Genomic DNA, 22481 nt, shown 5'->3' with positions numbered 1-22481 from the left:
TCCACCGCGATCTCGTCGAACGGGTTCATCGACATCTTCACATTCGCCAGATCGACACCCGATCCGTCCGCTTTCACGCGGACCTTCACGTTGTAGTCGATCACGCGCTTTACGGGCACGAGTACCTTCATAGCCTGCCTCCTTGAGCAGTCTTGCCGTCAGTTCAGGGATTTCGGGAGAGGCCCCGCACCGGTCCGGAAAACCGCGCGGGGGCAATGGGATCAGATCAGCATTTGACCCGCTCCATCCTGGGATCGAAGAGCGGCGCCAGATGCACCTTGCAGGGCACCCGTTTGGTCGCGACCTCAAGCTCGTACTCGCCCGAGAGCACGTAATCCGCATCCACGCCGCCCTCGGAGCGGACATAGCCGAAGCCGATCCACTGGTTCAGCGTGTAGCCGAACCCGGCGGAGGCGAGATAGCCGACCCGCTCGCCATTGCGGAAGATCGTCGAGCGACCGCAGATGATCGTGTCGGGATCGTCGGTGGTGAAGGTCGCAAGCATCTTTTTCACGCCGCCCTCCTTCTGCGCCTGCACCGCCTCGCGCCCCTTGAAGGGGACGTCCTTGCGCAGCTTGCAGGCCCAGCCGAGCCCGGCCTCGAAGGGCGTGTAATCCGGGCCGATCTCGCCCGACCAGGCGCGATAGCCCTTCTCCAGCCGCAGGCTCTCGATCGAGCGGTAGCCCGCGTCGATCAGCCCGTGCGCGGCGCCCGCCTGTTTCAGCGCGGCATAGACGGTGGTGGCGTATTCCACCGGCAGGTGCAGCTCCCAGCCCAGCTCACCCACATAGGTGACGCGCAGCGCGTTGACCGGGCAGCCGGCGATGCCGATGGTCTTGGCGGTGCCGAATTTGAAGCCCTCGTTCGACACGTCGTCGCGGGTGACCGCCGAGAGGATGTCGCGGGCGCGCGGCCCCATCAGCGAAAGCACCGCATAGGCCGAGGTCACATCCACGAGCTGCGCGTTGCAATCAGCGGGGATGTTCCGGGCGATCCAGTCGAAATCATGGGTCGCATAGCCGGTGCCGGTGACGATGTAGTATTCGTCCTGCCTGGTGCGCACGCAGGTCAGGTCGCATTCGATCCCGCCCCGGTCGTTGAGCATCTGGGTGTAGATCAGCCCGCCCACCGGTTTGGCCACGTCATTGGCGGCGATCCAGCTCAGCGCCTTTTCCGCGTCCGGCCCCTTGAGGATGAACTTGGCAAAGGAGGTCTGGTCGTAAAGCACCGCCGCCTCGCGCGCCGCCTTGTGCTCACGGCCCACGGCGTCGAACCAGTTGGGCTTGCCATAGGTGTAGATGTCTCGTGCTTCCTCGCCCGCCGACAGATCTGCGTACCAGTTGGGCCGTTCCCAGCCGAGCTTTTCGCCAAAACAGGCGCCGTTGGCCTTCAGCGTGTCGTAGAGCGGCGACTTGCGGCAGGGCCGGCCCGAGCTGTGCTCTTCCGACGGCCAGGCCATGGTGTAATGCTTGGCATAGGCCTCCAGCGTGCGGGTGCGCACCCAGTCGGTATCGAAATGCGGCCGGCCAAAACGGCGGATGTCCACCGGCCAGAGATCGAAGGGCGGCTCGCCATTGGCCACCCATTCCGCCAGCGCCATGCCGGCACCGCCGCCAGCGGCGATGCCATAGGCGTTGAAGCCCGCGCCGACGAAGAAGTTCTTCAGCTCCGGCGCCTCGCCGAGGATGAAATTGCCGTCAGGCGTAAAGCTCTCCGGCCCGTTCACCAGCTCCTTGATCCCGGCGCTTTCCAGCGCGGGAACGCGGCCCAGCGACAGCTCCATGAGCTGTTCGAAATGATCGAAATTCGAGCTCAGCAGCGTGTAGTGAAAGCCCTTGGGGATGCCGTCCATCGCCCAGGGGATCGGGTTGGCCTCGTAGCCGCCCATCACCAGCCCGCCGACCTCTTCCTTGTAATAGGTCAGCCGGTCCGGATCGCGCAGCGTGGGCAGATCGGAGGTCACACCGTCGATACGCTCGGTCACCATGTACTGGTGTTCCACCGGCACCAGCGGCACGTTCACCCCCACGGTCTTGGCGAAATCGCGGGTCCACTGACCGCCGCAGAGGATGATTTTTTCGCAGGCGATATAGCCCTTCTCGGTCTTAACCCCCTTGATCACCCCGTCCTGAAGGTCGATCTCCAGCACCTTGGTGTCCTCGTAGATCTTCGCCCCCGCCATCCGCGCGCCCTTGGCCAGCGCCTGGGTGATGTCGGAGGGGCTGGCCTGCCCGTCGGTCGGCAGATAGGCCGCGCCCACCACGTCGTCGGTGGTCATCAGCGGCCAGAGCTCCTTGGCTTCGGAGGGCGTCAGCAGCTGCATGTCGAGCCCGAAGGACCGCGCGGTGGTAGCCTGGCGCTTGACCTCGGTCCAGCGCTCCTCATTACAGGCCAGCCGCAGACCGCCATTCATCTTCCAGCCGGTGCCGAGCCCGGTTTCCTCTTCGAGCGTGCGGTAAAGCTTCACCGACTCGCCCAGAAGCTGGGTGATATTGGCGTTCGAGCGCAGCTGCCCCACCAGCCCGGCGGCGTGAAAGGTGGTGCCGGAGGTCAGTTTCTTGCGTTCGAGCAGGACCACCTCGGTCCAGCCCAGTTTGGCCAGATGGTAGGCTGTCGAGCAGCCCACGATGCCGCCGCCGATGATCACGGCTTTGGCGCTGGTCGGAAAGTCGGTCATAAGATCCTCACAAACGTTCGAAGTCCTTGAGCGCGGCGGCGAGCCGGGCCCGGTTTTCCGCCGTGTAGGCGGCGTAGTCGAAGTCGATTTCCGAGTGGAGCTCGGACACCATGCTCCACATCGTCTCGCGCAGCAGCGAGCCGCATTTCATTGCCGCATAGGCGCGCCAGAGCGCATCGTCGGCGGGTTTGCCGTAATAGTCGGCGAGCAGCCCGCGCTCCTGCGCCGCGTCGAGCCCGGCATTGGAGGCGAGCCCCGCGAGGTCGAAGAGCGGAGAGTTCAGCCCGCCGTAATCCCAGTCGATCAGCCACATCCGGTCGCCGGCATCCAGCAGGTTGGCGGGCAGCAGGTCGTTATGGCCCAGCACCACCTCCACCGGCCCGACCGCCGCCTCAAGCGCCTCGGCGATCTCGAGGAATTCCGGCAGCGACGGCACATGCGGCGAGCCCGCATCGCGCAGGGTGGCGGCGTAATCGCGCACCACATGGAAGACCCAGAACATCAGCACCGGGCCGCGCAGTTGCCGTGTCCCCTCGCGGTGCAGCCGCTTGATCAGCGGCAGGACGCGGACAAGCGTCTCGGGGTCGCGGATATCCGCTTCGGTCAGCGCCCGGCCCGGCACGAAATCCATGGCGAGGATGCCCGGTTCCGCATGCACGATGGCGGGCGACAGGCCGACCGCATGGGCGGCGCGGTGACAGGCCAGCTCGTTGAAGCGCATCACCTGATGCACCGGGATGTCCCCGCCCACCCGCACCACGTAGTCGCGGCCGGCATCACTCAGGCGGATATTGTGATTGGTGATCCCGCCGCTGAGCGCCTGGGCATCCTGCGGATCGCGCCAGATCGGCAGGCTCAGCGCGCGGTGAATGGCCTCGTCCAGCGTCATTGCTCGATCCCCAGCTTGCGGCGCATCTGCCGCGCCGAGGCGGCGAGGATGCGGTCTGCGGTTATGGCGATGAAGGCCACGGCGAGACCGACGACGATCCCCTGCCCGGTATCGGCCTTGGTCAGTGCGATATAGACATCCTGACCCAGATCGCGGGTGCCGACCAGCGCGGTGATCACCAGCATCGAGAGCGCCAGCATGATCGTCTGGTTCAGCCCCAGCAGCAGCTCGGGCACGATCATCGGCAGCTTGATCCGCCGCATGAGCTGCGCCGGCGTACAGCCCGAGACGATGCCCGCCTCGATCACCTGCGGGTCGATGGAGCGGATGCCATGGGCGGCGTAGCGGACGGCGGGGGCGAGCGCATAGGCGACGATGGCGATCATCGCCGAGAAATCGCCGACCCGGAACAGCATCACCACGGGGATGAGGTAGACAAAGCTCGGCAGCGTTTGCAGCGTGTCGACAAAGGCACCGATCACCCGGTTCGACCCGGCACTTCCGGCAGCCCAGATCCCCAGCGGGATGCCGATCACAGAGGCGATCACCACCGAGACGCCACAGAGATAGACGGTCATCATCGCCGGCGTCCAGAGACCGGCCAGAACGATCAGCCCGACGAGGCAAAAGACCAGCGCGGCGAGCCTCCAGCCCCCGGCGCGCAGCCCGATCAGCGTCGCGGCAAAGAGGCCCCAGACCCAGGGGATGCCGGTGAAGAAGGCCCGCACCGGCAGCATGAACCATTGCAGGATCACGGTCTTGATCGCGTCGAGCGTGTCGAAATAGGTGACGTTGATATATTCCATCGCCCGCGTCCAGAAGGCGCCGGTGCTGATCTCGGCGGCGGCCGGGTAGTTCTGGATCCAGGGCAGCACCATGCCGGCGAGGAAGGTCGCCAGCGCGACCGCCGCCGCCGAGAGCGCCCAGCGATGGCGCCGCAGCCAGCCGCCCTGCGCCTGACGCGCGGTCTGCTCTACGGTACGGGTGGCGTATTCCTGGCTCAGCCGGTCGAGCGCGATGGCCAGCACGACGATGGCGATGCCCGCCTCGATGCCGCCGCCGATATCGAGCCGGCGCAGCGCGGTCAGCACGTCATAGCCAAGCCCCCCTGCCCCGATCATCGAAGCGATGATCACCATGTTCAGCGTCAGCATGATCACCTGATTGACGCCCACCATGATGGTGGGCTTGGCCGAGGGGACCATGACCTTCCACATCTGCTGGCGCGGCGTGCAGCCGACCATGCGCCCGAGCTCGGCCAGCTCTTCGGGCACGCCGCGCAGGGCGACGATGGTGACGCGGATCATCGGCGGCGTGGCATAGATGATCGTCGCGACCAGCGCCGAGACCGGGCCGAAGCCGAACATGAAGAGGATCGGCACCAGATAGGCAAAGACCGGCACGGTCTGCATCAGGTCGAGCACCGGGCGCAGCATCAGATCGACCCAGCGCAGCCGGTAGGCGAGGATGCCGAGCAGCAGCCCGCCGCCCGCCGCCAGCGGCACCGCGATCAGCACCGAGGACAGCGTGACCATGGCGCTTTCCCACTGGCCGAACACCGCGAGATAGCCGAAACAGCCGCCCATCAGCGCGGCGAGCGCCCAGCTCTTGGTGTAGTGACCGAGTGCGACGACCGCATAGACCACCGCAACCCAGGAGAGCGGCGGCAGGATCTGCACCGCCTGCTGGCCCTGACCAAAGACCAGCCCGCGCACAAAGAGATCGAGCACCAGATCGTAGGGCGCCTCGATCATCGCCGCGAGGCCGCGGGTGATCTCGCGGAATTGCAGTCCGAGGATGCGCGCATCCTCCAGCAGCCAGGTCATGAAGGCGGAAATCCGGCCCTCGAAATCCGGCTGCCAGGCGCTCGGAAAGCGGATGATCCAGCGCGCATCCAGCGCCTTGTAGAGATCGAAGGCATAGTGCGAGATGAGTGCGGTGGAGAGGAACAGCGTCGCCCAGAACAGCCACGGCTTGCGCAGCAGCGCGGCGAGGCCGCTGCCCTGCCCGGCGGGGGCGGCAAACTCGGTTTCGGCCTGGCTCATGCCCCGCCCCTCCGGCCGACCAGCACGTCGATGACCTCGCGCCGTCCGATATGGCCCACCGTGGCGCCATCGGCATCGCGCAGGTTGAACACACCGTCCGAGCGTTCGATCTGGTCGGCGACAGTCTCGATCCGGGCATTGGCCGGCAATTCGCCGACAACGCCGCTCTCGGCGGCGCCCGGTCGCATGACCGAGCCCAAAGTCAGCACCTTGGCGCGCGGAACGTAGCGGGTGAATTCGGCGACGTAATCGTTGGCCGGGTTCTGCACCAGCTCTTCGGGCGTGGCGATCTGCACGATCTCGCCGTCATGCATGACGGCGATGCGGTCGGCCAAACGGATCGCCTCGTCGAAATCGTGTGTGATGAAGACGATGGTCTTTTTCAGCATCGCCTGAAGCCGCATGAACTCGTCCTGCATCTCGCGGCGGATCAGCGGATCGAGCGCCGAGAACGGCTCGTCGAGGAACCACAGGTCGGGCTCGACCGCGAGCGAGCGCGCGATGCCGACGCGCTGCTGCTGCCCGCCGGAAAGCTGGCCGGGATAGCGGTTTTCCCGCCCCTTCAGCCCGACGAGTTCGATCACCTCAAGGGCGCGCCGCTCGCGGGTCTGACGGTCGACGCCCTGCACCTCCAGCGGGAAGGCGGCGTTCTGGAGCACGGTCAGATGCGGCAGAAGCGCGAAATGCTGGAACACCATGCCCATGCGCTTGCGGCGGATCTCGATCAGCTGCCTGTCGGATTTGCCGAGGATCTCCTCGCCGTCAAAGATCAGCTGCCCGCCGGTGGGCTGGATCAGCCGCGACAGGCAGCGCACCAGCGTCGATTTGCCGGAGCCCGACAGCCCCATGATCACAAAGATCTCGCCCCTGGCGATCCTGACATTGGCGTTGCGCACCGCGCCCACCATGTGCTGGGCCTGGAAATCCGCCGTTGTCGGCGCCCCGCCATGGGCTTTCAGGAAGTCCTCGGGCGCGTGGCCGTAGATCTTCCAGAGGTCGATGCATTCGAGCAGGATCGAACTGTGTGTCATGTGTCAGGTCTCCCGGCGGCGTCCGGCGGGCCGGACGCGGGCAGTGGCTTTCGCCTCAAGAGACCCGCGCCGCATTGAGCCGGCGCGGGCAAGTTGGGCCGGCCGCGGCCGGCAGGGAGAGTTCAGTCCGCGATCCAGGCCGACCACACGTCCTTGTGGGCGTCGAGCCATTCCTGCGCGACGGCATCGACCTCCTGGCCGTCGAGATCGACCTTGCCGACCATGTCGCCCATCGCGGCGTTGTCGAGCGTGAAGGCCTCGATGGCGGCGGCGGCACCGGGCCATTTCTCGGCGACACCGGACCAGCCGACCTTCCAGATGTTGCCGGTGGGCTTGCCGCAATCATAGGCCATGTCGGGATTGATGCCCCAGGAGGGATCTTCGTAGCAGGCCGGCTCGAAATCGGGAAAATCGACGAATTCGCCCTCGTATTTCGCCGGCGCCCAATGCGGCGAATAAAGCCACAGCACGATGGGCGCCTGACGCTGATAGGCCGATTCCAGCTCGGCAAAGAGCGCCGCGTCGGTGCCCGCATGCACCACCTCGAAATCCATGCCAAGCGACTCGATACGCTCTTCGTCGAAACCGCCCCAGGTCACCGGCCCGCCGAGATAGCGCCCGAACGGCGCGGTCTCTGCCGTGGCGAATTCCTGCGCGCAGTCGTTCAGCGCCTGCCAGTCGGGCAGGCCGGGGCAGATCTCCTTCATATAGGCGGGGAACCACCATTCCTCGATGGCATCCATGCCGGTGGGGCCGAAGGAGACCACATTGCCGGTGGCAAAGGCTTCGTCCATCGCCTCGCGCCCGGTGGTTTCCCAGATCTCCATCGCCACATGCAGATCGCCGGTCTTCAGCCCCGCGAATTGCGCGATGTAATCGGCCTGCACATATTCGACATTGTAACCCGCTTCCTCAAGCACCTTGCCCATGATGGTGGTGGTGAGAAGCTGGCCGCTCCAGTCGTGCAGCGTCAGCCGGATCGGGTCGGTGCTTTCCACCTCCGCAAAGGCGGCGCCTGCGGTCGTGAGGGCCAGCGCGCCGGCCCCGATCGCTCCGATGATGTTCATAGTACCTCTCCTGTCGTCTGTCTGATCTTGTGTCTGATCGTGTCGGGGGGCCGGTTGCTCCGGCTTCCATGGTTCAAAACTCATCAGATTTCAGACATAAATCAACATATTTTTCGATTTATATCATTTTATCCTGTATTAATGTTGAAAAATGTGGCTTTTCTTTCACCGTCGCGCTTCGAAACGCGCATGCGGCAGCAGGAATCAACAGACATGGACCACCGAACCAACACGACCGCCGCCGCCCGGGGGCACGAGATTCTGGAGATTCTGCGCCTCTCCGGCGGCAACAGCCGGATCCAGACCCTCGCCGAGACGCTCGGGGTCACCGAAGAGACCATCCGGCGCAATGTGAAGAAGATGTCGGAGGATGGGGTGGTGCATAAGGTGCACGGTGCCGTGCATCTGGCCGAGACCAAGACCGAGCTCAGTTTTTCCGCGCGCATGTCCGAGGCGCCCGAAGCGAAACGTCGGATCGCCGCGCATGTGGCCGCGCGCGTGCCGAATGGCGCCTCGCTGTTTCTCGATATCGGCTCGACCACCGCCTATATCGCGCAGGCCCTGCAAGGGCATTCGGATCTGTTCATCGTGACCAACTCGGTCGCGGTGGCGCATGCGCTGGCGGCGCGCAACGGCAACCGCGTCTTCATGCCCGGCGGCGAACTGCGCGGCCATGACGGCGGGATCTTCGGTGTGGATGCGCTGGATTTCGTCGAGCGTTTCCAGACCGATTTCGCCATTCTCTCCGCCGCCGCAATAGACGCGCAGAAGGGCATCCTGATCTTCGATCTGGAGGAAGCCAAGTTCTCGCGCGCCATCATGGACCGCGCCACCACCCGCATTCTCGCCGCCGACAGCACCAAGTTCGGCCGCCGCGCGCCGATCTCGCTCACCGATCCGCAACTGCTCGATCTGCTGATCACCGATGCACCGCCGCCGGAGGATCTCGCCGCAGCGCTTGCGGCGCTCGATATCGAGGTCAAACTGGCCTCGGCCCGCCCCCAGACACCCGGAGCCCCGAAATGACCGATCTGACCACCGCCTTGCAGACCGCGCTCGACATCACCGGCGCGGCGGCCCGCATCTCTGCCGGGGCCTTTGCCAGCCCGCCGCCCGCCGACCTGAAGGAAGACGAAAGCCCGGTCACCCGCGCGGATCGCGACACGGAACTCAGCATCCGCGACGCGCTGGCGGAAAAATTTCCCGAAGACGGGATCTTTGGCGAGGAGTTCGGCACCGCGGGGCTCGACCGCGCGCGCATCTGGGTGGTCGATCCCATCGACGGCACCAAGAGTTTCATCACCGGCGTGCCGCTCTTCGGCATGCTGCTGGCACTGGTCGAGGGCGGCCTTCCGCAGCTCGGCATCATCCGCCTGCCCGCGCTTGGCACTGTCTATACCGGCCTGCGTGGAAAGGGCGCCGAAAAGGACGGCGCGCCGATCACCGTCTCGTACTGCACCGCGCTGGCCGAGGCGACGCTCTTTGTGAACGAGGGCGAAAAGATCCACGCGGCGGACCCGGCGCTCTTTGGGCGGCTTTGCCGTGCCGGCAGGCTACGCCGCATGAGCTATGACTGCCAGCCGCATGCGCTGGTGGCCGAGGGGCGCATCGACGCGGTGGTCGATTACGATCTCAAACCCTACGATTACCTGCCGGTCGCGGCGGTCGTGGAGGCCGCCGGCGGGATCATGACGGACTGGGACGGCAAGCCGCTCGACTTCGACTCCGACGGTCGCGTGATCACCGCAGCGACGCCGGAGCTGCACGCGGAGCTTCTGCAACTGGTGCGGGGCTGAGCCGCTCCGTCAGGCCTTGTAGGCGGCCATGAACACTCGCACCGCCTCGCGCGCGACAAGGTCGATCTCCGCCTCGTCCGGCGCGTCGGGGCGACGCCCGAAGAGCCGTGCCCGCCAAGTGTTCGTCGTCGACAGCTCGACGAATTGCGACGCCGCGAGCGCCGGATCGGAAACCGCGAGGTTGCCCGCCTCCGTTTCTTCGCGCAGGAAGATTTCGAGCCGGCTCAGGAACTGCCGCGCGCCGGCCTCGTAAAATCGCATGCCGAGTGTGGGCATGCGTTCGACCACACTCACCACAATGCGCTGCGCCCGGATCACGTCGTCGGAACTCAGCTGCGCGGCAAGCCCGGTCGCATAGGCCAACAGACGCTCTTCGATAGATCCCGCCTCGGCCAGCCGGCCAGAGATCCCCTCGAACAGTGCCCGCCGCTTGCTTTCGACCAGCGCGACGAAGAGATCCTCCTTGTTCTCGAAATAGACGTAGAGCGTGCCCTTCGAGACGCCTGCCGCCTTGCAGATGCTGTTCATCGAGGCGGCGTCGAACCCCTGCTCGATAAACACGCGCCAGGCGCCCTCCAGAATCTGGCGGCGCTTTTCGGGATCTTGGCCGGCGGCATGGCGGCGCTTTTGCGCCTCGGCCTCAGACCTGTCGCTGAGTGTCTGCATTGTCATGAGCGCAATATAATCGAACCACTCGGTTCGATGAAGTCTTGATTTCACCCAAAGAGCCTCCTAACTGATATCGAACCGAGCGGTTCGATCCGCAGATTCCCGTTGTTCCGAAGGTCCGCCCATGTCCCGTCACGACCGCATAGACGCCGCAAACACCGACACGCACCCCGCAGACCGGCCCGAGACCCAAGCGCAGGACGCGCCGCCGAAAAAGCGGGGCGGTCGGGCGCGGGTGCTGGGCGGGATCGCGCTTCTGGCGCTGCTGGCGGGGGGCTATGCGGGCTATGGCTGGTGGACCGACGGGCGGTTCATGGTCGGCACCGACGACGCCTATGTGCAGGCCGACCTGTCGCTGGTCTCCTCCAAGCTTCAGGGTTATGTCGCCGAGATCCCGGTGCGGGCCAATCAGCATGTGAGCGAGGGCGATGTGCTGGTGACCATCGAGGACGGCGATTACCGCATCGCGCTGGAACAGGCGCAGGCCAAGCTGCCGACGCTCGACCGCACGCTGGCGCGGATCGAGGCGCAGATCACCGCCGCAAAGGCGAGCGTCACCCAGGCCGAGGCAGAGCTTTCCGGCGCCGAGGCGCGCCTGCACACGGCAGAGACCACGCAGGCGCGGATCGAGGGGCTGGCCGCGCGCAAGGTCGCCTCGCAGGCCGATCTCGACGACGCCAACGGCGCGCTGGAGACCGCGCGTGCCAACCGTGCCGCCGCGGTCGCTTCCATCGAACGGGCCAAGGCGGAGATCGCCGTATTGCAGGCCGAGCGCGCCGAGACCGAGTCGAGTCGTCGCGAGCTTCAGCTCGATATCGACCAGGCGCAGCGCGATCTCGATCACACCGTTCTGCGCGCGCCCTTCGACGGCACCGTCGCCAATATCGCCATCGAGGCGGGCGAGCTGGTCAATGTCGGCGCGCGGCTGGCCGCTGTCGTTCCCGACCGGGGGCTTTATGTCGAGGCGAATTTCAAGGAAACCCAGCTCGACGGCATCGTGCCGGGCGAGACCGCGACGCTCCGCATCGACGCGATGGAGGGCCACGAGATCGAGGGCCGCGTGGTCTCGGTCGCGCCGGCCACCGGCTCGGTCTTTTCGCTGCTGCCGGCGGACAACGCCACCGGCAATTTCACCAAGATCGTGCAGCGCGTGCCGGTGCGCATAGAGCTGCCGGCTGACACCGAGGGCCTGCGCGCCGGGCTGTCGGTGGTGGTCGAGATCGACCGCCGCACCGCCCCCGCCGGCACCCATGTGGCGCAGGCGCTGAAATGAGCGCCGCCGCCGCAGACCGGCCCGAGGAGCCACAGCTCACGCCGCGCCGGGTCGCGGCGTTTCTCGTCATGGTCTTCGGCATGTTCATGGCGATCCTCGATATCCAGATCGTCTCCGCCTCCCTGCCCGAGATCCAGGCCGGGCTCGGCGCCTCCGCCGACGAGATCAGCTGGGTGCAGACCTCCTATCTCATCGCCGAGGTGGTGATGATCCCGCTGTCGGGGCTGCTCGGGCGGATGATGTCGACGCGCTATCTGTTCGCGGCCTCGGCGGCGGGGTTCACCGCCGCGTCCTTCATGTGCGCCACCTCCGGGTCGATCAACGAGATGATCCTGTGGCGCGCGGTGCAGGGCTTTCTCGGCGGCGGCATGATCCCTTCGGTCTTTGCCGCGGCCTTCACCATCTTTCCCGCCTCCAAGCGCAGCATTGTCTCGCCAATGATCGGGCTCGTCGCCACGCTCGCCCCCACCGTGGGCCCCACCGTCGGCGGCTATCTCAGCCATGCCATGAGCTGGCACTGGCTGTTCCTCGTCAATGTGCCCGCCGGCATCGGCGTGACCATCGGCGTGCTGGCACTGGTGGATTTCGACAAGCCAGACTGGAGCCTTTTCGACAGTTTCGACTGGATCGGCCTCGGCGCGCTGGCCTGTTTCCTCGGCGCGATGGAATTCGTGCTCGAAGAGGGACCGGGCAATGACTGGTTCCAGGACGAGATCGTCGCGGCGCTCTTCGTCGTCATGGTGATCGGCGGGGTGGTGACCTTCTGGCGCGCGTTCACGCGACAGAACCCGGTGGTGGATTTCTCGGCCTTTGGCAATGTGAACTTTGCCGTCGGTTCTGTCTTCAGCTTCGTCATGGGGATCGGGCTCTACGGGATGACCTATCTCTACCCGCTCTACCTGTCCTCGATCCGCGATTACGACAGCCTGATGATCGGCAAGACGGTGTTCGTCTCCGGCCTCGCGATGTTCTTCAGCGCGCCGCTGGCCGGGTTCCTGTCGTCACGCATCGACCTGCGGCTAATGCTGCTGACCGGGTTCGTGGGCTTTGCCACCTCGTCCTGGATGCTGACGGGCATGACCGCCGAATGGGATTTTCAGGAGTTGCTCATCCCGCAGATCCTGCGCGGCCTGTCGCTGATGATCTGCATGGTGCCAATCAACAACCTGGCGCTCGGCACGCTGCCGCCGGACAAGATGAAGAGCGCCTCGGGGCTCTATAACCTGATGCGAAATCTCGGCGGCGCCGTGGGGCTGGCGGTGATCAACACGCTGCTGACCGACCGCGGCGCGCTGCACAGCGCGCGTCTGGGCGAGGCGCTGAGCTGGTCCAACCCCGAGGCGCTGCGTCAGCTCGACATGCTGGCGGCGAATTTGCAGGCGCAGGGGATCGACGGCGAAAAGGGCGCGTTGGCGCAACTCGCCGGGCGCGTGACGCAACAGGCGACGGTGATGTCCTTCATCGACGTGTTCACGCTGATCGCGCTGCTCTTCGCCGGGCTCGCCGCGCTGGCGCTGACCATGAAACCGCCGCGCAGCGGTGCCGGCGGCGCGGCACACTAGCGCGGCACGCGGTTCAGCTCAGCCGGCGGTCCAGCAGGCATGCACGTAGCGGCTCGTCATCAGATCCAGATGCGCGCCGCCGCCGTTCTTGAAGAGCGTGATATCGGCATCGCTCTCACGCCGCATCCGCTCGGGCGCGTAGTAATCCGCCAGCACGTCCCCGCGCGCAATGGCACCGGTCTCCAGCGGGATCTTTAGCTCGCCGATATGGTCGAGCGTGGTGTCGTAGCTGTCGACAAAGACCCGCGCCCGTTGCAGTGCGATATCGTCGGTCTCGCGCATGTCCGGGCGATAGGCCCCGATCAGGTCGAGATGCTGGCCCGGTTGCAGCCACTCGCCCCGGATCACCGGCTGTGTCGACATGGTGGCGCAGGTCACGATATCGGCCCGCGACACCGCCGTCTCCAGATCTTCCGCCACAGCGATGCCCAGCTCTTCGGCCATCGCCTCGGCTTTCGCAATCGTGCGGTTCCAGACCGAGAACCGCGCCCCCGGAAAGCCCACGCTATAAGCCTCGAACAGCGCATGGCCCACATGACCGGCGCCGACGATCAGGATCTCGCGCGAGTCGGGCCGCGCCAGCTTCAGCGCGCCCAACAGACTATCTCCGGCGGTCTTCCATTTGGTGATGAGGTGGAAATCCACCACCGCCTCCAGCAGCCCGTCAGCATCGCCATAAAGCGACACGCCGCCATTCACCATGCCCAGCCCCTTCGCCGGATTGCCGGGAAACACCGTGGCCGATTTCACCGCGAGCCCCAGCCCGTCGATCCAGGCGGCGCGGTTCAGAAGCGTGTCCTCGCCGCGATAGAGAAAACTGTCGGCGATCTCGGCCTTGGGCAGCCTGTGCCCGTCTTCGAAGGCCCGGGTCAGCCCCAACCAGTCGAGTTTCGCCTGCGCCTCGAACGGGATGAAATCGGGCGCGCTCATGCCGTGACCCCCTCTGACAACAGCCCGTGCGACACCAGGCAGTCGGCCCAGCCCTCAGCCCCCTCGAACAGATGCACCTGCCAGCCGCGTGCGGCGGCGGTGGCGAGATTGTCGGCCCGGTCATCGGCAAAGAGCAACGCCCCCGGCGCAAGCCCGCAATCCGCCTCGACCATCTCGTAAATGCGCGGATCGGGCTTCGTGACCCGCATCGCTCCCGAGATATAGCGCCGGTCGAACTCCGCCAGGAACGGATAGGCACCTTCGGCCAGCGCCAACGTGCCCTCGCCGATATTGCTCAGTACAAAGACCGGCACCCCGGCCTCGCGCAGCGCCCGCAGCAGCTGCACCGAGCCGGGAATCTCCGGCGCCGCCAGCTCGATCCAGGCGTCGTGCCATTGCCGGATCTCCTCGCGCCATCCGGGATAGCGTTCGGCTGTCTCGTAGATCACCGTGCGAAAGTCCTCGCCAGCATCGACACGCTCGTTCATGCTGTGCAGATCGACCTCGGCAAACATGGCGCGGCGGCGATCCGCCCCGATAACCCGGTCGTAGTACCGCTCGGGCTGCCATTCGATCAGCACATTGCCGATGTCGAAAACCACTGCCTCGATTGCCATGACCTATCCCTTTGCCTGCCGCATTTCCCGTTCGAGCGCGTTCAAAAAACGGGACCGGTCGGCCTTTGTAAAGGCCTTGCCCCCGCCGCCCTGCCCCAGCGGATTGGCCGCGCGCAGATCCGCCATCAGATCGCGCATCGCCAGTTGCTGGCCGATATTGGCCTCTGTGAAGCGCTCGCCATTGTGGCGCAGCACCCGCGCGCCGGTGGCCACGCATTTCGCCGCCAGCGGGATATCCCCGGTCACCACGACATCGCCCGGGCCCGCGCGCTCGGCGATCCACATATCGGCCACATCCGGCCCCTCGGGCACGATCACCGTCTCGACCAGCGGGTTGGGCGAGGGCCGCAGCCCGCCATTCGACACGACAAAGATCCGCACCCCGTGGCGGGTGGCCACCCGCTCCGCCTCGCCCTTCACCGGGCAGGCATCGGCGTCGATGTAAAGCGCGGTCACGGGCTCACCAGCGCGATCACCGTACTGACGGTAAAGATGCTGGCGGCGGTGGAGATCAGGATCGCCGCCGACACGCGCTGCGGCGCCACCCCGTAATGCTGCGCCAGCATGAAGACATTGCCCGCCACCGGCAGCGCCGCCGCCGAGACCGCCACCGCCGCCTGGAACGGCGTGACCGGGAAGAACAGATAAAGACCGGCGGCCACGAAGAGCGGGTGCAGCACCAGCTTGGCAAAGCTCAGCCAGCCCGCCACCGCCATGCGCTCGGCGGATTTCGACGCGAGCGAGGCGCCGATGGCAAAGAGCGCGCAGGGCGTGGCAGCATTGCCGAGCATGGTCAGGAACTCGGTCGCCACCCCGGGCAGCGGCAGCTCCGAGGCCGAGACCAGCAGCCCCGCCACAATCGAGACGATCATCGGGTTCTTCAGCAGGCCCACGCCGACGGTACGGAAGATGCGCAGCGACATCCGCCCCTCGCGTGCGCCGGTCACCAGGATCACCAGCAGCGAGGAGAACACGATCAGGTCGATGGAGAGGATCAGGATGATCGGCGCCACCGCCTCCGGTCCAAAGAGCAGCGCCAGCATCGGCACGCCGAGAAAGCCGGTATTGCCGGTGCAGACGCATTGCGCCTCGATGGCGGCGGTCTGCACGTCGAGCCGGCGCGCAAAGGCCGCGGCGCTGCCGACCGCATAAACCGCCAGCGAGCCCCAGAGATAGCCCGAGGCCAGCCGCGCGTCGAAGATCTCGGCAATCGACAGCGTCGCGGAAAACCGGAACAGCATGGCCGAGAGCGCGAAATAGAACACGAATTTCGTCAGCGCCGCGGTCGCCGCCTCGGAAAAGAACCGTGTCCGCCCGGCACCGTAACCGAGCCCGATCAGGGCGAAGAACGGAACCGTCTTGAGGAAGATGGCGAGCATGTCACCCTGAAAACTGGGGGCGGGCCCGCGCCGACCGGCCCGGAAACGGGCTCAGACCTTGCCCTCGAAATCGCGATGGATGTATTTCGCATCGCAATAGGGGCATTCGACGAACCCCTCGGTCTGCGGGATCAGCAGCCAGACCCTCGGATGCCCCAGCGCGCCTTCGCCGCCGTCGCAGGCGATGCGGTAGCTGTCGACGATCTTGATCTCCGGGGCCTCGGTGGTCATCGCTGCGGTTCCCTTTTGGTCACGTATGCACTACCTGCGTTATGAGCGAAACACGGCAAAGGGGCAAGGCTCGGCATGACAGGCGACGCGATCCGCATCGAGGGGCTGCGCAAGACCTATGCAGGCGGCAAAGAGGCGCTGGCGGGGATCGACCTCACCGTGCCCACCGGCTCGATCTTCGGCCTTCTGGGCCCCAACGGCGCCGGCAAGTCGACGCTGATCAATATTCTCGCCGGGCTGGTGATCAAGAGCGCCGGCAAGGTGTCGATCGCGGGCTGGGATCAGGACCGCAACCCGCGCCAGTCCCGCGCCGCCATCGGCGTCATGCCTCAGGAGCTCAACCTCGATCCGTTCTTCACCCCGCGCGAGGCGCTGGAGGTGCAGGCGGGGCTCTATGGCGTGCCCAGGCGCGACCGCCGCAGCGACGAGATCCTCGAGATGATCGGCCTCACCGACAAGGCCGAGGCCTATGCCCGCACGCTGAGCGGCGGCATGCGCCGGCGGCTGCTTCTGGGCAAGGCGCTGGTGCATCACCCGCATATCCTGGTGCTCGACGAACCCACCGCCGGGGTCGATATCGAACTGCGCCAGATGCTCTGGCAGAATGTCCGCAGGCTCAACCGCGAGCGCGGCATGACCATCATCCTCACCACCCACTACCTCGAAGAGGCCGAGGAGATGTGCGACGAGATCGCCATCATCAACCGGGGCGCGGTGGTGGCGCGCGACAGCACCCGCAACCTGCTCGGCCAGCTCGACGCCAAGACCATGGTGATCGAACCACAGACCATGCCCGACACCCTGCCGGAGGCGCCGGGCATCAGCGCCGAACGCCGCGAAGGCGGGCTCATCGCGCTCAGCTACCGCGCCTCGAAAACAAGCGCCGAGGATGTGCTGGGCCTGCTGCACGGCGCCGGCATCCGCATCCGCGACGTGCGCACCGAACAGGCCGATCTCGAAGACGTCTTCCTCGACCTCACCCGCTCGCGCCCCGCCGCCTGAGCGCGCCCGGCTCTTCCATTGGCCCGAAATATCCCCGCCGGAGGCCGGCGGGACAGCGCCACCGGCACGCCCCCCCCCTTAAAGGCGTCACCGCGACACAGGCGCCGAGCCGCCGCCCCGAGGCGGCGGCGAGATATCCCGTGCGGCCGCAGGCCGCGCCGCGCGGTCAGGCCGGGTTGAGCATCCGGCCCAGATCGCGCCCGCCGAGGATATGCACATGCAGATGCGGCACTTCCTGCACCCCGTCGCGCCCGGCATTGGAGATCATCCGGAACCCGTCGGCCGCCACGCCCTTCATCGCGCAGACCTTCGAAATCGCCCGCGTGTAATCGAGGATCTCCGCGTCCGACGCGTTGGTGGCGAAATCGTCGTAATTGACGTATTTCCCCTTGGGGATCACCAGCACATGCAGCGGCGCCTGCGGCCGGATATCGTTGAAGGCGAGGCTATGCTCGGTCTCCAGCACCGTGTCGTTGGGGATCTCTCCGCGCAGGATCTTCGCGAAGATGTTCTCGTCATCATATGTATAGGCCATTCTATCCTCAGTCGGCGAACAGGTGTTCGGTCTCGGCAATCGCCCGCGCCTTGTCTTCCTCGAGCCCGAGGAACGCGGCGAGCGCCACTGCATTGATCTCCGGCGGATCGGTTTCGCGGACCCGCAGATGGTTGTCGAAATTCGCATCCCGGATGCGATCGCTCTCATGCACCATGTCGTTGCGGATCGTCGGGAGCAAGCGCGACAGCGTTTCGGCCGGCGTCCGGTCGCCCGCCAGCCCGACCCGCAGCGCGTGCCCGACCAGATAGCTGTCTGAAAACTGGCATTCGATTTCCAGCAGCCGCGTCACCGCACGGTCGCCGCAGAAATCCTCCAGCAGATCCAGATTCGAGGGGTCCATGCAGATGATCAGACGGTCGCTCTCATAATAATCGAACAGCATCCGCATCAACGCCCGCCGGTGCCGGTGCCGTTTGCCCATGGTCGACTGGATGCCGCCGAGATCGGGCAGGGCGCAGCTTTCCTCATTGAACAGATAGTCGATGCAGGGGATGTTGGTCATCTTGCGGATGCGGCCCAGAAGCCGTTTCGCCACATGCCATTTCTTGCACACCACGATCAGCAGCTCGCGTTCGCGCCCGAGGGTGCTTTCGGTCTCCCAGAAACGCGGCGCGAACCGCCGTCCGATCCGCCCCTTGCCGGTCAGGAACCGGAACAGCGACCGCCCCTCGTTGGAGATCTGAAATCGGGCACCCTCCGCCGCATAGAGCACGCCGAGGCGCCGCTTCAGCTCGCGCGCTTCGGGGCTGATCTTGCGCGCAAAGAGGAAATCCTGTCCCAGCAGCAGATCGTAGTGGTCGTTATAAAAGACCACCGGCATGCCGTAATCGGTGAACATCAGGAAGGTCAGCGTGCGGCTCTCGATCTCGTGCTCGGGCACGAGATGGCGCACCAGCGTCTGGAAGAAGGTCTCGTCCGGAATCCAGGTGGTACGGAAGAAGCGCAGCACATCCGGCCGCTGCTTGCAGAATTCCAGGATCCATTCGACCGTGCGCCGCCGCAGGCACCACCATTGCGAGCCGATCATCACCTCGATATCTTCGGGAATCCTGCGGGTGAGGCCAAGCCGCTTCTGAAGGTTGAAGGCCGCGTAGAAACGTTTCTTCTGGGTGCGTTCGTTGAACCAGTGGCGGTAGATCAGCCGCTCTTCCTTCCAGCCGGTCTTGATCCAGTCGGATTTGAAGTAGTCGAAGCTCTCGATGTAGTCGACCTCGCGCCGGTCGAGAAACTCATGTGCGTATTCCGCCGATTTGATCGCCATGCAATCGCCCGACAGCATGTAGAAATGCGTCGCGCGCGGAAACGCCGCCACCGCCGCCTCGACCGCGTTCAACGTCGCCTGCACCAGGCTCCACTCGCCCCAGCCGCAGCGGATGCGGCGTTTGGGAAAGGTCACATTGGGGTTGTCTGCGAGACCCTTGCGGATCTTGTCATAATCCGCCTGCGGGGCGCTCGCGTCGAAATGGATCGACATGTAGTCGCCCACGGCGGTCAGGCTCTGCGCCTGCTTGATGACGGCGTCAGGATCCTTGTGACACAGGAGGATGAAGGCAATCTTCGCCATTCAGGAAACGATACGCCCCATTTTCGCCCGATAGAATATGTTGATAGAGCTGAACGGGCGTTGAAGAAACCGGCTGGTTCTGCTTTTTTGCACTTGCAAGCGCCCGGGGCAAGACAGGGGCGCGACAGGAGGCGGCAGCAGATGGGGTTTCCCGGAACGTGGATGACCGAAAGCGAGAGCATGGTGTATCGGGTCGTGCCGAAATGCGCCTGTTCGACCATCGGGCAGATCATGTATTACTCCGATCACGGTGAATTCTTCGACGGCGACATTCACGACGCTGAGCGGGGCCTGCACAAATGGGCCCGAGAAGAGAGCCAGGGGCCGATCAAGGCCAACGTGAAAACCCGCAGCTCCTATGCCTTCACCTGCGTGCGCAACCCCTATACCCGTGTGCTGTCTAGCTTTTTCGACAAGATCTGCGGCATCCAGCGCAACGGCAGCCGCTACCGCGGCAACCTCGTGCCATTGCTGATCCAGAAATACGGCATCGAGGTCGGCGGCGATGACGGCAAGCAGGAATTCGACCAGATCCGCAGCTTCCGCCGCTTCCTGCTTTTCGTGCGCGACACGATCCGCTGGCGCCGCCCGATGGAGCCCGATATCCATTGGTCGGCGATGTCGGGCCATGTCTCGACCTTCATCGTCAATGGCGGTCGCTACAACAACATTTTCTGGACCGAGAGGTTCAATGAGGGGATGCAATCGGTGCTGGATCACGTCCAGACTCCGCATAATGTCGATCTCTCGGCGATCCCGCGTTTCAATGAATCCGAGGGCCACGGCCCCAAGCGCGCGCATCCGGTCGAGGATTATTTCGACGACCTGTCGATGCATCTGATCTACGAGATCTACAAACGCGATTTCGATCTCTTCCGCTACGATTTCGAAGACCCGTCGAACAAGATGCCGATCGGCGAGATCGACCTCGACGAGGTGCATGCCAAGCTGGGCGACTGAGCGCCGGCGTGAGGGGCGGTGGGCAGACTGCCCACCCTACGGTGCCACCCGCGCCATCGCCGGCTTTCCGCCTCGTTCCTCGCGTGGGGCATCGCCCAATAGTAGGGTGGGCAATCTGCCCACCGTGTGGCGTCACCCTCCCCGCAAGCACCGCTCCCCAGGATCGAGCCCGAGATATCCCAATACCGCCGGCAGCAGCCGCGCTTCGATCCGCGCCAGATCGGTCTCGCCCGCGAACAGCGCCGCATGCACCATGCCCTTGCTGAGCGCGGTCAGATCCCGCGCCGCGACCGCCGGCTCCGCCACACCGTAGCCGGCCAGAAGCCCGCCCAGCGCCGCATGGATATTCGCCGCCACCGCCTCGGTCTCGGGATCGAGCGGCAGCAGCTCCTCGATCCGCTCCAGCTCGCGCGAAAGCTCAGGCGCCCGGGCGTGGTGGCGGATCGACGCGGCGAGCATGATTTCCGCCGCCTCGCGCATCGAGAGGCCGCGCGCCTCCTCCAAAGCCTGCGACAGATCCGCCAGAAGCTGCGCCTTGATCCGGCGCACCAGCTCCGCCGCGATGGCCTCCTTGCCGGGGAAATACTGATAGAGCGTGCCGATGCTCACCCCTGCCCGCTCGGCCACCGTGTTGGTGCTGAGACCCCCTGCCCCCTGACGCTCCAGAATCTGAGCCGCTGCTGTCAGTATCGCCTCGTAAGACGCGCGCGAGCGGCCCTGACGCGGTGTTTTTCTTGGCTGAATCTGCGTGGCTGAGGGCATGGTGCGAATGCGAGTAGAAAACCTGAGAGATCGCTCACATTCTTTACCGGAACGCAAACCGGATCAAGAGGACAGGCGATGGCGCATTTCTGGAACGGCAAGACGGTGCTGCTCACCGGCGCGACGCGGGGCATCGGGCGCGAGATGGCGCTGCAACTGAGCGCCGCCGGCGCGCTTGTGCTGGCGGTGGCGCGCAATCCGGCGGCGCTTGCCGAGCTGCACAATGCCGGCGGCTGCGCCGATTATCTGGAGGCCGATCTCGCCGACCCCGAGATCCCCCTCGGCGTCGCGAACTGGGTGCGTGACGCGCATCCCTGTTGCGCGGCGCTGATCAACAATGCCGCCGTGATGCGCTATCCGCTGCTGACCGATGGCGGCGCGCATGCGGAGGGGATCGAGGAAGAGATGCGCATCAATGCGATTGCGCCGATGCAGATCGCCGTGGGGCTCTTGCCATTGCTGGCGGCTCAGCCCGAGGCGCGGCTGGTCAACGTGACCTCCGGCCTCGCGGTGGCGCCCAAGACCGATGCACCGGTCTATTGCGCCAGCAAGTCGGCGATGCGCAGCTTCACCCGGGCGCTGCGCTATCAGGCGGAGGATGCAGGGTTCGAGATCGGCATCTGCGAGGCGCTGCTGCCGCTGGTGGACACCACGCTGTCGCGCGGCGCGCCCGAGGGCAAGATGACGCCCGCCGCTGCGGCAAGCGCGATACTCGACGGCGCGGCGCGCGGCACGCCGGAGATCTGGATCGGCAAGGCCCGCCTGCTGCGGCGGATCATGCGGCTCTCGCCCGGGCTGGGCCACGGCATCATGCGGCGCATGACCGCGTAGGGTGGGCAATCCTGCCCACCGCCCGCCCCTTAAGGCAGCTCCGCCGAGGGGATGATCGGAAAGAACGCCCCCGAGGACCACACGCCGAACCAGCTTTCGCCCCCGACCTCGTGATGCGCGCCTACCTCGACCAGACGGTAAAAGCTCTTGCGGTCGATCAGCGCCTCAAGATTGGCGCGGATCAGTACGTAAGGCGACGGCTCTCCGGTCTCGGCGTCGCGCTCCACCCGGATCGGATGCTCCGGCCCCGCCACCGCCATGTCGCCGACATGGGTGTGAAAGGTCAGCACCTGCGACTCGCCCGCGCCTTCGGCCTCGAAATCGGTGGCGACAAAGGGCGCGTCGTCGACGGTGATGCCCACCTTCTCCACCGGGGTGACCAGAAAGTAATCGTCGCCATCCTTGCGCAGGATCGACGAAAACAGCTTTACCAGCTCGAACCGGCCGATGGGCGTGCCGAGATAGAACCATGTGCCGTCCCGGGCAATGCGCATGTCGAGATCGCCGCAGAACGGCGGGTTCCATTTGTGGACCGGCGGCAATCCGCGCCCTTTTGCGGCGCGTGCAGAGGCAGCCAGCCCCTCGGCGGAGGGTGTAACGGAATTTTGTGTGCTCATTGCTTTTGCCATTTTCGAACCTC

22 protein-coding genes and 1 pseudogene are annotated in these 22481 nt (G+C 65.6%); 7 read left to right on the top strand and 16 right to left on the bottom strand.

Translation table 11 applies throughout. The annotated features are described in order from the left end of the window. The 6 genes and pseudogenes from I6N89_RS03330 to I6N89_RS03305 all read right to left on the bottom strand — a co-directional run. Positions 1-131 (bottom strand): annotated as a pseudogene (locus I6N89_RS03330) (electron transfer flavoprotein subunit beta/FixA family protein); the annotation flags it as partial. Positions 132-226: 95 nt separating this feature from the next. Continuing rightward, positions 227-2677, bottom strand: coding sequence for a GcvT family protein (locus I6N89_RS03325; RefSeq protein ID WP_207016779.1), 2451 nt, complete (start codon positions 2675-2677; stop codon positions 227-229). Positions 2678-2684: 7 nt separating this feature from the next. Next, positions 2685-3566 carry a phosphotransferase gene (locus I6N89_RS03320; protein ID WP_207016778.1) on the bottom strand — a complete coding sequence of 294 codons (882 nt, stop codon included), beginning with the start codon at positions 3564-3566 and terminating at the stop codon, positions 2685-2687. Beyond that, positions 3563-5611, bottom strand: a complete 2049-nt coding sequence (locus I6N89_RS03315; RefSeq protein ID WP_207016777.1) for an ABC transporter permease — start codon at positions 5609-5611, stop codon at positions 3563-3565. Before I6N89_RS03315 ends, I6N89_RS03320 begins: the two co-directional genes overlap by 4 nt. Continuing rightward, positions 5608-6642: a quaternary amine ABC transporter ATP-binding protein gene (locus tag I6N89_RS03310; RefSeq protein ID WP_207016776.1), complete on the bottom strand. Its 1035-nt coding sequence runs from the start codon at positions 6640-6642 to the stop codon at positions 5608-5610. The genes I6N89_RS03315 and I6N89_RS03310 overlap by 4 nt, the downstream gene beginning before the upstream one ends. A 122-nt stretch (positions 6643-6764) precedes the next feature. After that, the gene (locus I6N89_RS03305) at positions 6765-7709 is read right to left on the bottom strand and encodes an ABC transporter substrate-binding protein (RefSeq protein ID WP_207016775.1); all 945 of its coding nucleotides are present in this window, start codon (positions 7707-7709) and stop codon (positions 6765-6767) included. A 213-nt stretch (positions 7710-7922) separates the two neighbouring features. On the opposite strand from I6N89_RS03305, the gene I6N89_RS03300 reads away from it, so the two are divergent. Both I6N89_RS03300 and I6N89_RS03295 read left to right on the top strand, forming a co-directional pair. Further along, positions 7923-8735 carry a DeoR/GlpR family DNA-binding transcription regulator gene (locus I6N89_RS03300; protein WP_207016774.1) on the top strand — a complete coding sequence of 271 codons (813 nt, stop codon included), beginning with the start codon at positions 7923-7925 and terminating at the stop codon, positions 8733-8735. Further along, positions 8732-9505, top strand: a complete 774-nt coding sequence (locus I6N89_RS03295; protein WP_207016773.1) for an inositol monophosphatase family protein — start codon at positions 8732-8734, stop codon at positions 9503-9505. The genes I6N89_RS03300 and I6N89_RS03295 overlap by 4 nt, the downstream gene beginning before the upstream one ends. Before the next feature lie 9 nt (positions 9506-9514). Here I6N89_RS03295 and I6N89_RS03290 read toward each other — a convergent pair whose 3' ends face one another. Next, positions 9515-10177, bottom strand: coding sequence for a TetR/AcrR family transcriptional regulator (locus I6N89_RS03290; protein ID WP_236016382.1), 663 nt, complete (start codon positions 10175-10177; stop codon positions 9515-9517). A gap of 121 nt (positions 10178-10298) precedes the next feature. Between I6N89_RS03290 and I6N89_RS03285 the strand changes: the two genes are divergently transcribed. Then, positions 10299-11447 carry an HlyD family secretion protein gene (locus tag I6N89_RS03285; RefSeq protein ID WP_207016772.1) on the top strand — a complete coding sequence of 383 codons (1149 nt, stop codon included), beginning with the start codon at positions 10299-10301 and terminating at the stop codon, positions 11445-11447. Beyond that, entirely contained in the window at positions 11444-13009 is a 1566-nt protein-coding gene (locus tag I6N89_RS03280) for a DHA2 family efflux MFS transporter permease subunit (protein ID WP_207016771.1), read from the top strand. The genes I6N89_RS03285 and I6N89_RS03280 overlap by 4 nt, the downstream gene beginning before the upstream one ends. 18 nt (positions 13010-13027) lie before the next feature. Here the strand turns inward: I6N89_RS03280 and I6N89_RS03275 are convergent, their stop codons facing one another. The 5 genes from I6N89_RS03275 to I6N89_RS03255 are packed head-to-tail and all read right to left on the bottom strand — an operon-like array spanning position 13028 to position 16166. Then, positions 13028-13939, bottom strand: a complete 912-nt coding sequence (locus I6N89_RS03275) for an ornithine cyclodeaminase family protein (protein ID WP_207016770.1) — start codon at positions 13937-13939, stop codon at positions 13028-13030. Next, complete coding sequence (locus I6N89_RS03270) at positions 13936-14556, bottom strand: HAD family hydrolase (protein WP_207016769.1); 621 nt, start codon at positions 14554-14556, stop codon at positions 13936-13938. Before I6N89_RS03270 ends, I6N89_RS03275 begins: the two co-directional genes overlap by 4 nt. Positions 14557-14559: 3 nt before the next feature. Next, positions 14560-15012: a YaiI/YqxD family protein gene (locus I6N89_RS03265; RefSeq protein WP_076698408.1), complete on the bottom strand. Its 453-nt coding sequence runs from the start codon at positions 15010-15012 to the stop codon at positions 14560-14562. Further along, positions 15009-15935: an AEC family transporter gene (locus tag I6N89_RS03260; protein ID WP_207016768.1), complete on the bottom strand. Its 927-nt coding sequence runs from the start codon at positions 15933-15935 to the stop codon at positions 15009-15011. The genes I6N89_RS03265 and I6N89_RS03260 overlap by 4 nt, the downstream gene beginning before the upstream one ends. Before the next feature lie 51 nt (positions 15936-15986). Continuing rightward, positions 15987-16166 carry a zinc-finger domain-containing protein gene (locus I6N89_RS03255; protein ID WP_076698413.1) on the bottom strand — a complete coding sequence of 60 codons (180 nt, stop codon included), beginning with the start codon at positions 16164-16166 and terminating at the stop codon, positions 15987-15989. A 75-nt stretch (positions 16167-16241) separates the two neighbouring features. Between I6N89_RS03255 and I6N89_RS03250 the strand changes: the two genes are divergently transcribed. After that, positions 16242-17168, top strand: a complete 927-nt coding sequence (locus tag I6N89_RS03250) for an ABC transporter ATP-binding protein (RefSeq protein ID WP_207016767.1) — start codon at positions 16242-16244, stop codon at positions 17166-17168. Between the two features lie 166 nt (positions 17169-17334). Here the strand turns inward: I6N89_RS03250 and I6N89_RS03245 are convergent, their stop codons facing one another. Next, on the bottom strand, positions 17335-17703 hold the full coding sequence (locus I6N89_RS03245; RefSeq protein ID WP_207016766.1) for a histidine triad nucleotide-binding protein: 369 nt from the start codon (positions 17701-17703) through the stop codon (positions 17335-17337). Positions 17704-17710: 7 nt separating this feature from the next. After that, positions 17711-19288, bottom strand: a complete 1578-nt coding sequence (locus tag I6N89_RS03240; RefSeq protein WP_207016765.1) for a DUF5928 domain-containing protein — start codon at positions 19286-19288, stop codon at positions 17711-17713. Positions 19289-19429: 141 nt separating this feature from the next. On the opposite strand from I6N89_RS03240, the gene I6N89_RS03235 reads away from it, so the two are divergent. After that, a complete protein-coding gene (locus I6N89_RS03235; RefSeq protein ID WP_207016764.1) occupies positions 19430-20248 on the top strand; it encodes a sulfotransferase family protein in 819 nt (272 codons plus the stop codon). Between the two features lie 132 nt (positions 20249-20380). Here the strand turns inward: I6N89_RS03235 and I6N89_RS03230 are convergent, their stop codons facing one another. After that, complete coding sequence (locus I6N89_RS03230) at positions 20381-21010, bottom strand: TetR/AcrR family transcriptional regulator (protein ID WP_207016763.1); 630 nt, start codon at positions 21008-21010, stop codon at positions 20381-20383. Positions 21011-21088: 78 nt separating this feature from the next. Between I6N89_RS03230 and I6N89_RS03225 the strand changes: the two genes are divergently transcribed. Next, positions 21089-21841 (top strand): SDR family oxidoreductase, encoded by a 753-nt coding sequence (locus tag I6N89_RS03225; protein ID WP_207016762.1) that lies wholly within the window; start codon positions 21089-21091, stop codon positions 21839-21841. 29 nt (positions 21842-21870) lie between these two features. Here the strand turns inward: I6N89_RS03225 and I6N89_RS03220 are convergent, their stop codons facing one another. After that, positions 21871-22458 carry a DUF1285 domain-containing protein gene (locus I6N89_RS03220; protein ID WP_207016761.1) on the bottom strand — a complete coding sequence of 196 codons (588 nt, stop codon included), beginning with the start codon at positions 22456-22458 and terminating at the stop codon, positions 21871-21873. Positions 22459-22481: the final 23 nt, after the last annotated feature.

This window comes from Salipiger abyssi, from assembly GCF_017311415.1.
Taxonomy (GTDB): Bacteria; Pseudomonadota; Alphaproteobacteria; order Rhodobacterales; family Rhodobacteraceae; genus Salipiger; species Salipiger abyssi_A.
This window is presented reverse-complemented; position numbering and strand designations above follow the sequence as displayed.

Coding starts and splice junctions, on each gene's coding strand:
- I6N89_RS03325 (WP_207016779.1), bottom strand. CDS start 2,677: ATGACCGACTTTCCGACCAGCGCCAAAGCCGTGATCATCGGCGGCGGC.
- I6N89_RS03320 (WP_207016778.1), bottom strand. CDS start 3,566: ATGACGCTGGACGAGGCCATTCACCGCGCGCTGAGCCTGCCGATCTGG.
- I6N89_RS03315 (WP_207016777.1), bottom strand. CDS start 5,611: ATGAGCCAGGCCGAAACCGAGTTTGCCGCCCCCGCCGGGCAGGGCAGC.
- I6N89_RS03310 (WP_207016776.1), bottom strand. CDS start 6,642: ATGACACACAGTTCGATCCTGCTCGAATGCATCGACCTCTGGAAGATC.
- I6N89_RS03305 (WP_207016775.1), bottom strand. CDS start 7,709: ATGAACATCATCGGAGCGATCGGGGCCGGCGCGCTGGCCCTCACGACC.
- I6N89_RS03300 (WP_207016774.1), top strand. CDS start 7,923: ATGGACCACCGAACCAACACGACCGCCGCCGCCCGGGGGCACGAGATT.
- I6N89_RS03295 (WP_207016773.1), top strand. CDS start 8,732: ATGACCGATCTGACCACCGCCTTGCAGACCGCGCTCGACATCACCGGC.
- I6N89_RS03290 (WP_236016382.1), bottom strand. CDS start 10,177: ATGACAATGCAGACACTCAGCGACAGGTCTGAGGCCGAGGCGCAAAAG.
- I6N89_RS03285 (WP_207016772.1), top strand. CDS start 10,299: ATGTCCCGTCACGACCGCATAGACGCCGCAAACACCGACACGCACCCC.
- I6N89_RS03280 (WP_207016771.1), top strand. CDS start 11,444: ATGAGCGCCGCCGCCGCAGACCGGCCCGAGGAGCCACAGCTCACGCCG.
- I6N89_RS03275 (WP_207016770.1), bottom strand. CDS start 13,939: ATGAGCGCGCCCGATTTCATCCCGTTCGAGGCGCAGGCGAAACTCGAC.
- I6N89_RS03270 (WP_207016769.1), bottom strand. CDS start 14,556: ATGGCAATCGAGGCAGTGGTTTTCGACATCGGCAATGTGCTGATCGAA.
- I6N89_RS03260 (WP_207016768.1), bottom strand. CDS start 15,935: ATGCTCGCCATCTTCCTCAAGACGGTTCCGTTCTTCGCCCTGATCGGG.
- I6N89_RS03255 (WP_076698413.1), bottom strand. CDS start 16,166: ATGACCACCGAGGCCCCGGAGATCAAGATCGTCGACAGCTACCGCATC.
- I6N89_RS03250 (WP_207016767.1), top strand. CDS start 16,242: ATGACAGGCGACGCGATCCGCATCGAGGGGCTGCGCAAGACCTATGCA.
- I6N89_RS03245 (WP_207016766.1), bottom strand. CDS start 17,703: ATGGCCTATACATATGATGACGAGAACATCTTCGCGAAGATCCTGCGC.
- I6N89_RS03240 (WP_207016765.1), bottom strand. CDS start 19,288: ATGGCGAAGATTGCCTTCATCCTCCTGTGTCACAAGGATCCTGACGCC.
- I6N89_RS03235 (WP_207016764.1), top strand. CDS start 19,430: ATGGGGTTTCCCGGAACGTGGATGACCGAAAGCGAGAGCATGGTGTAT.
- I6N89_RS03230 (WP_207016763.1), bottom strand. CDS start 21,010: ATGCCCTCAGCCACGCAGATTCAGCCAAGAAAAACACCGCGTCAGGGC.
- I6N89_RS03225 (WP_207016762.1), top strand. CDS start 21,089: ATGGCGCATTTCTGGAACGGCAAGACGGTGCTGCTCACCGGCGCGACG.
- I6N89_RS03220 (WP_207016761.1), bottom strand. CDS start 22,458: ATGAGCACACAAAATTCCGTTACACCCTCCGCCGAGGGGCTGGCTGCC.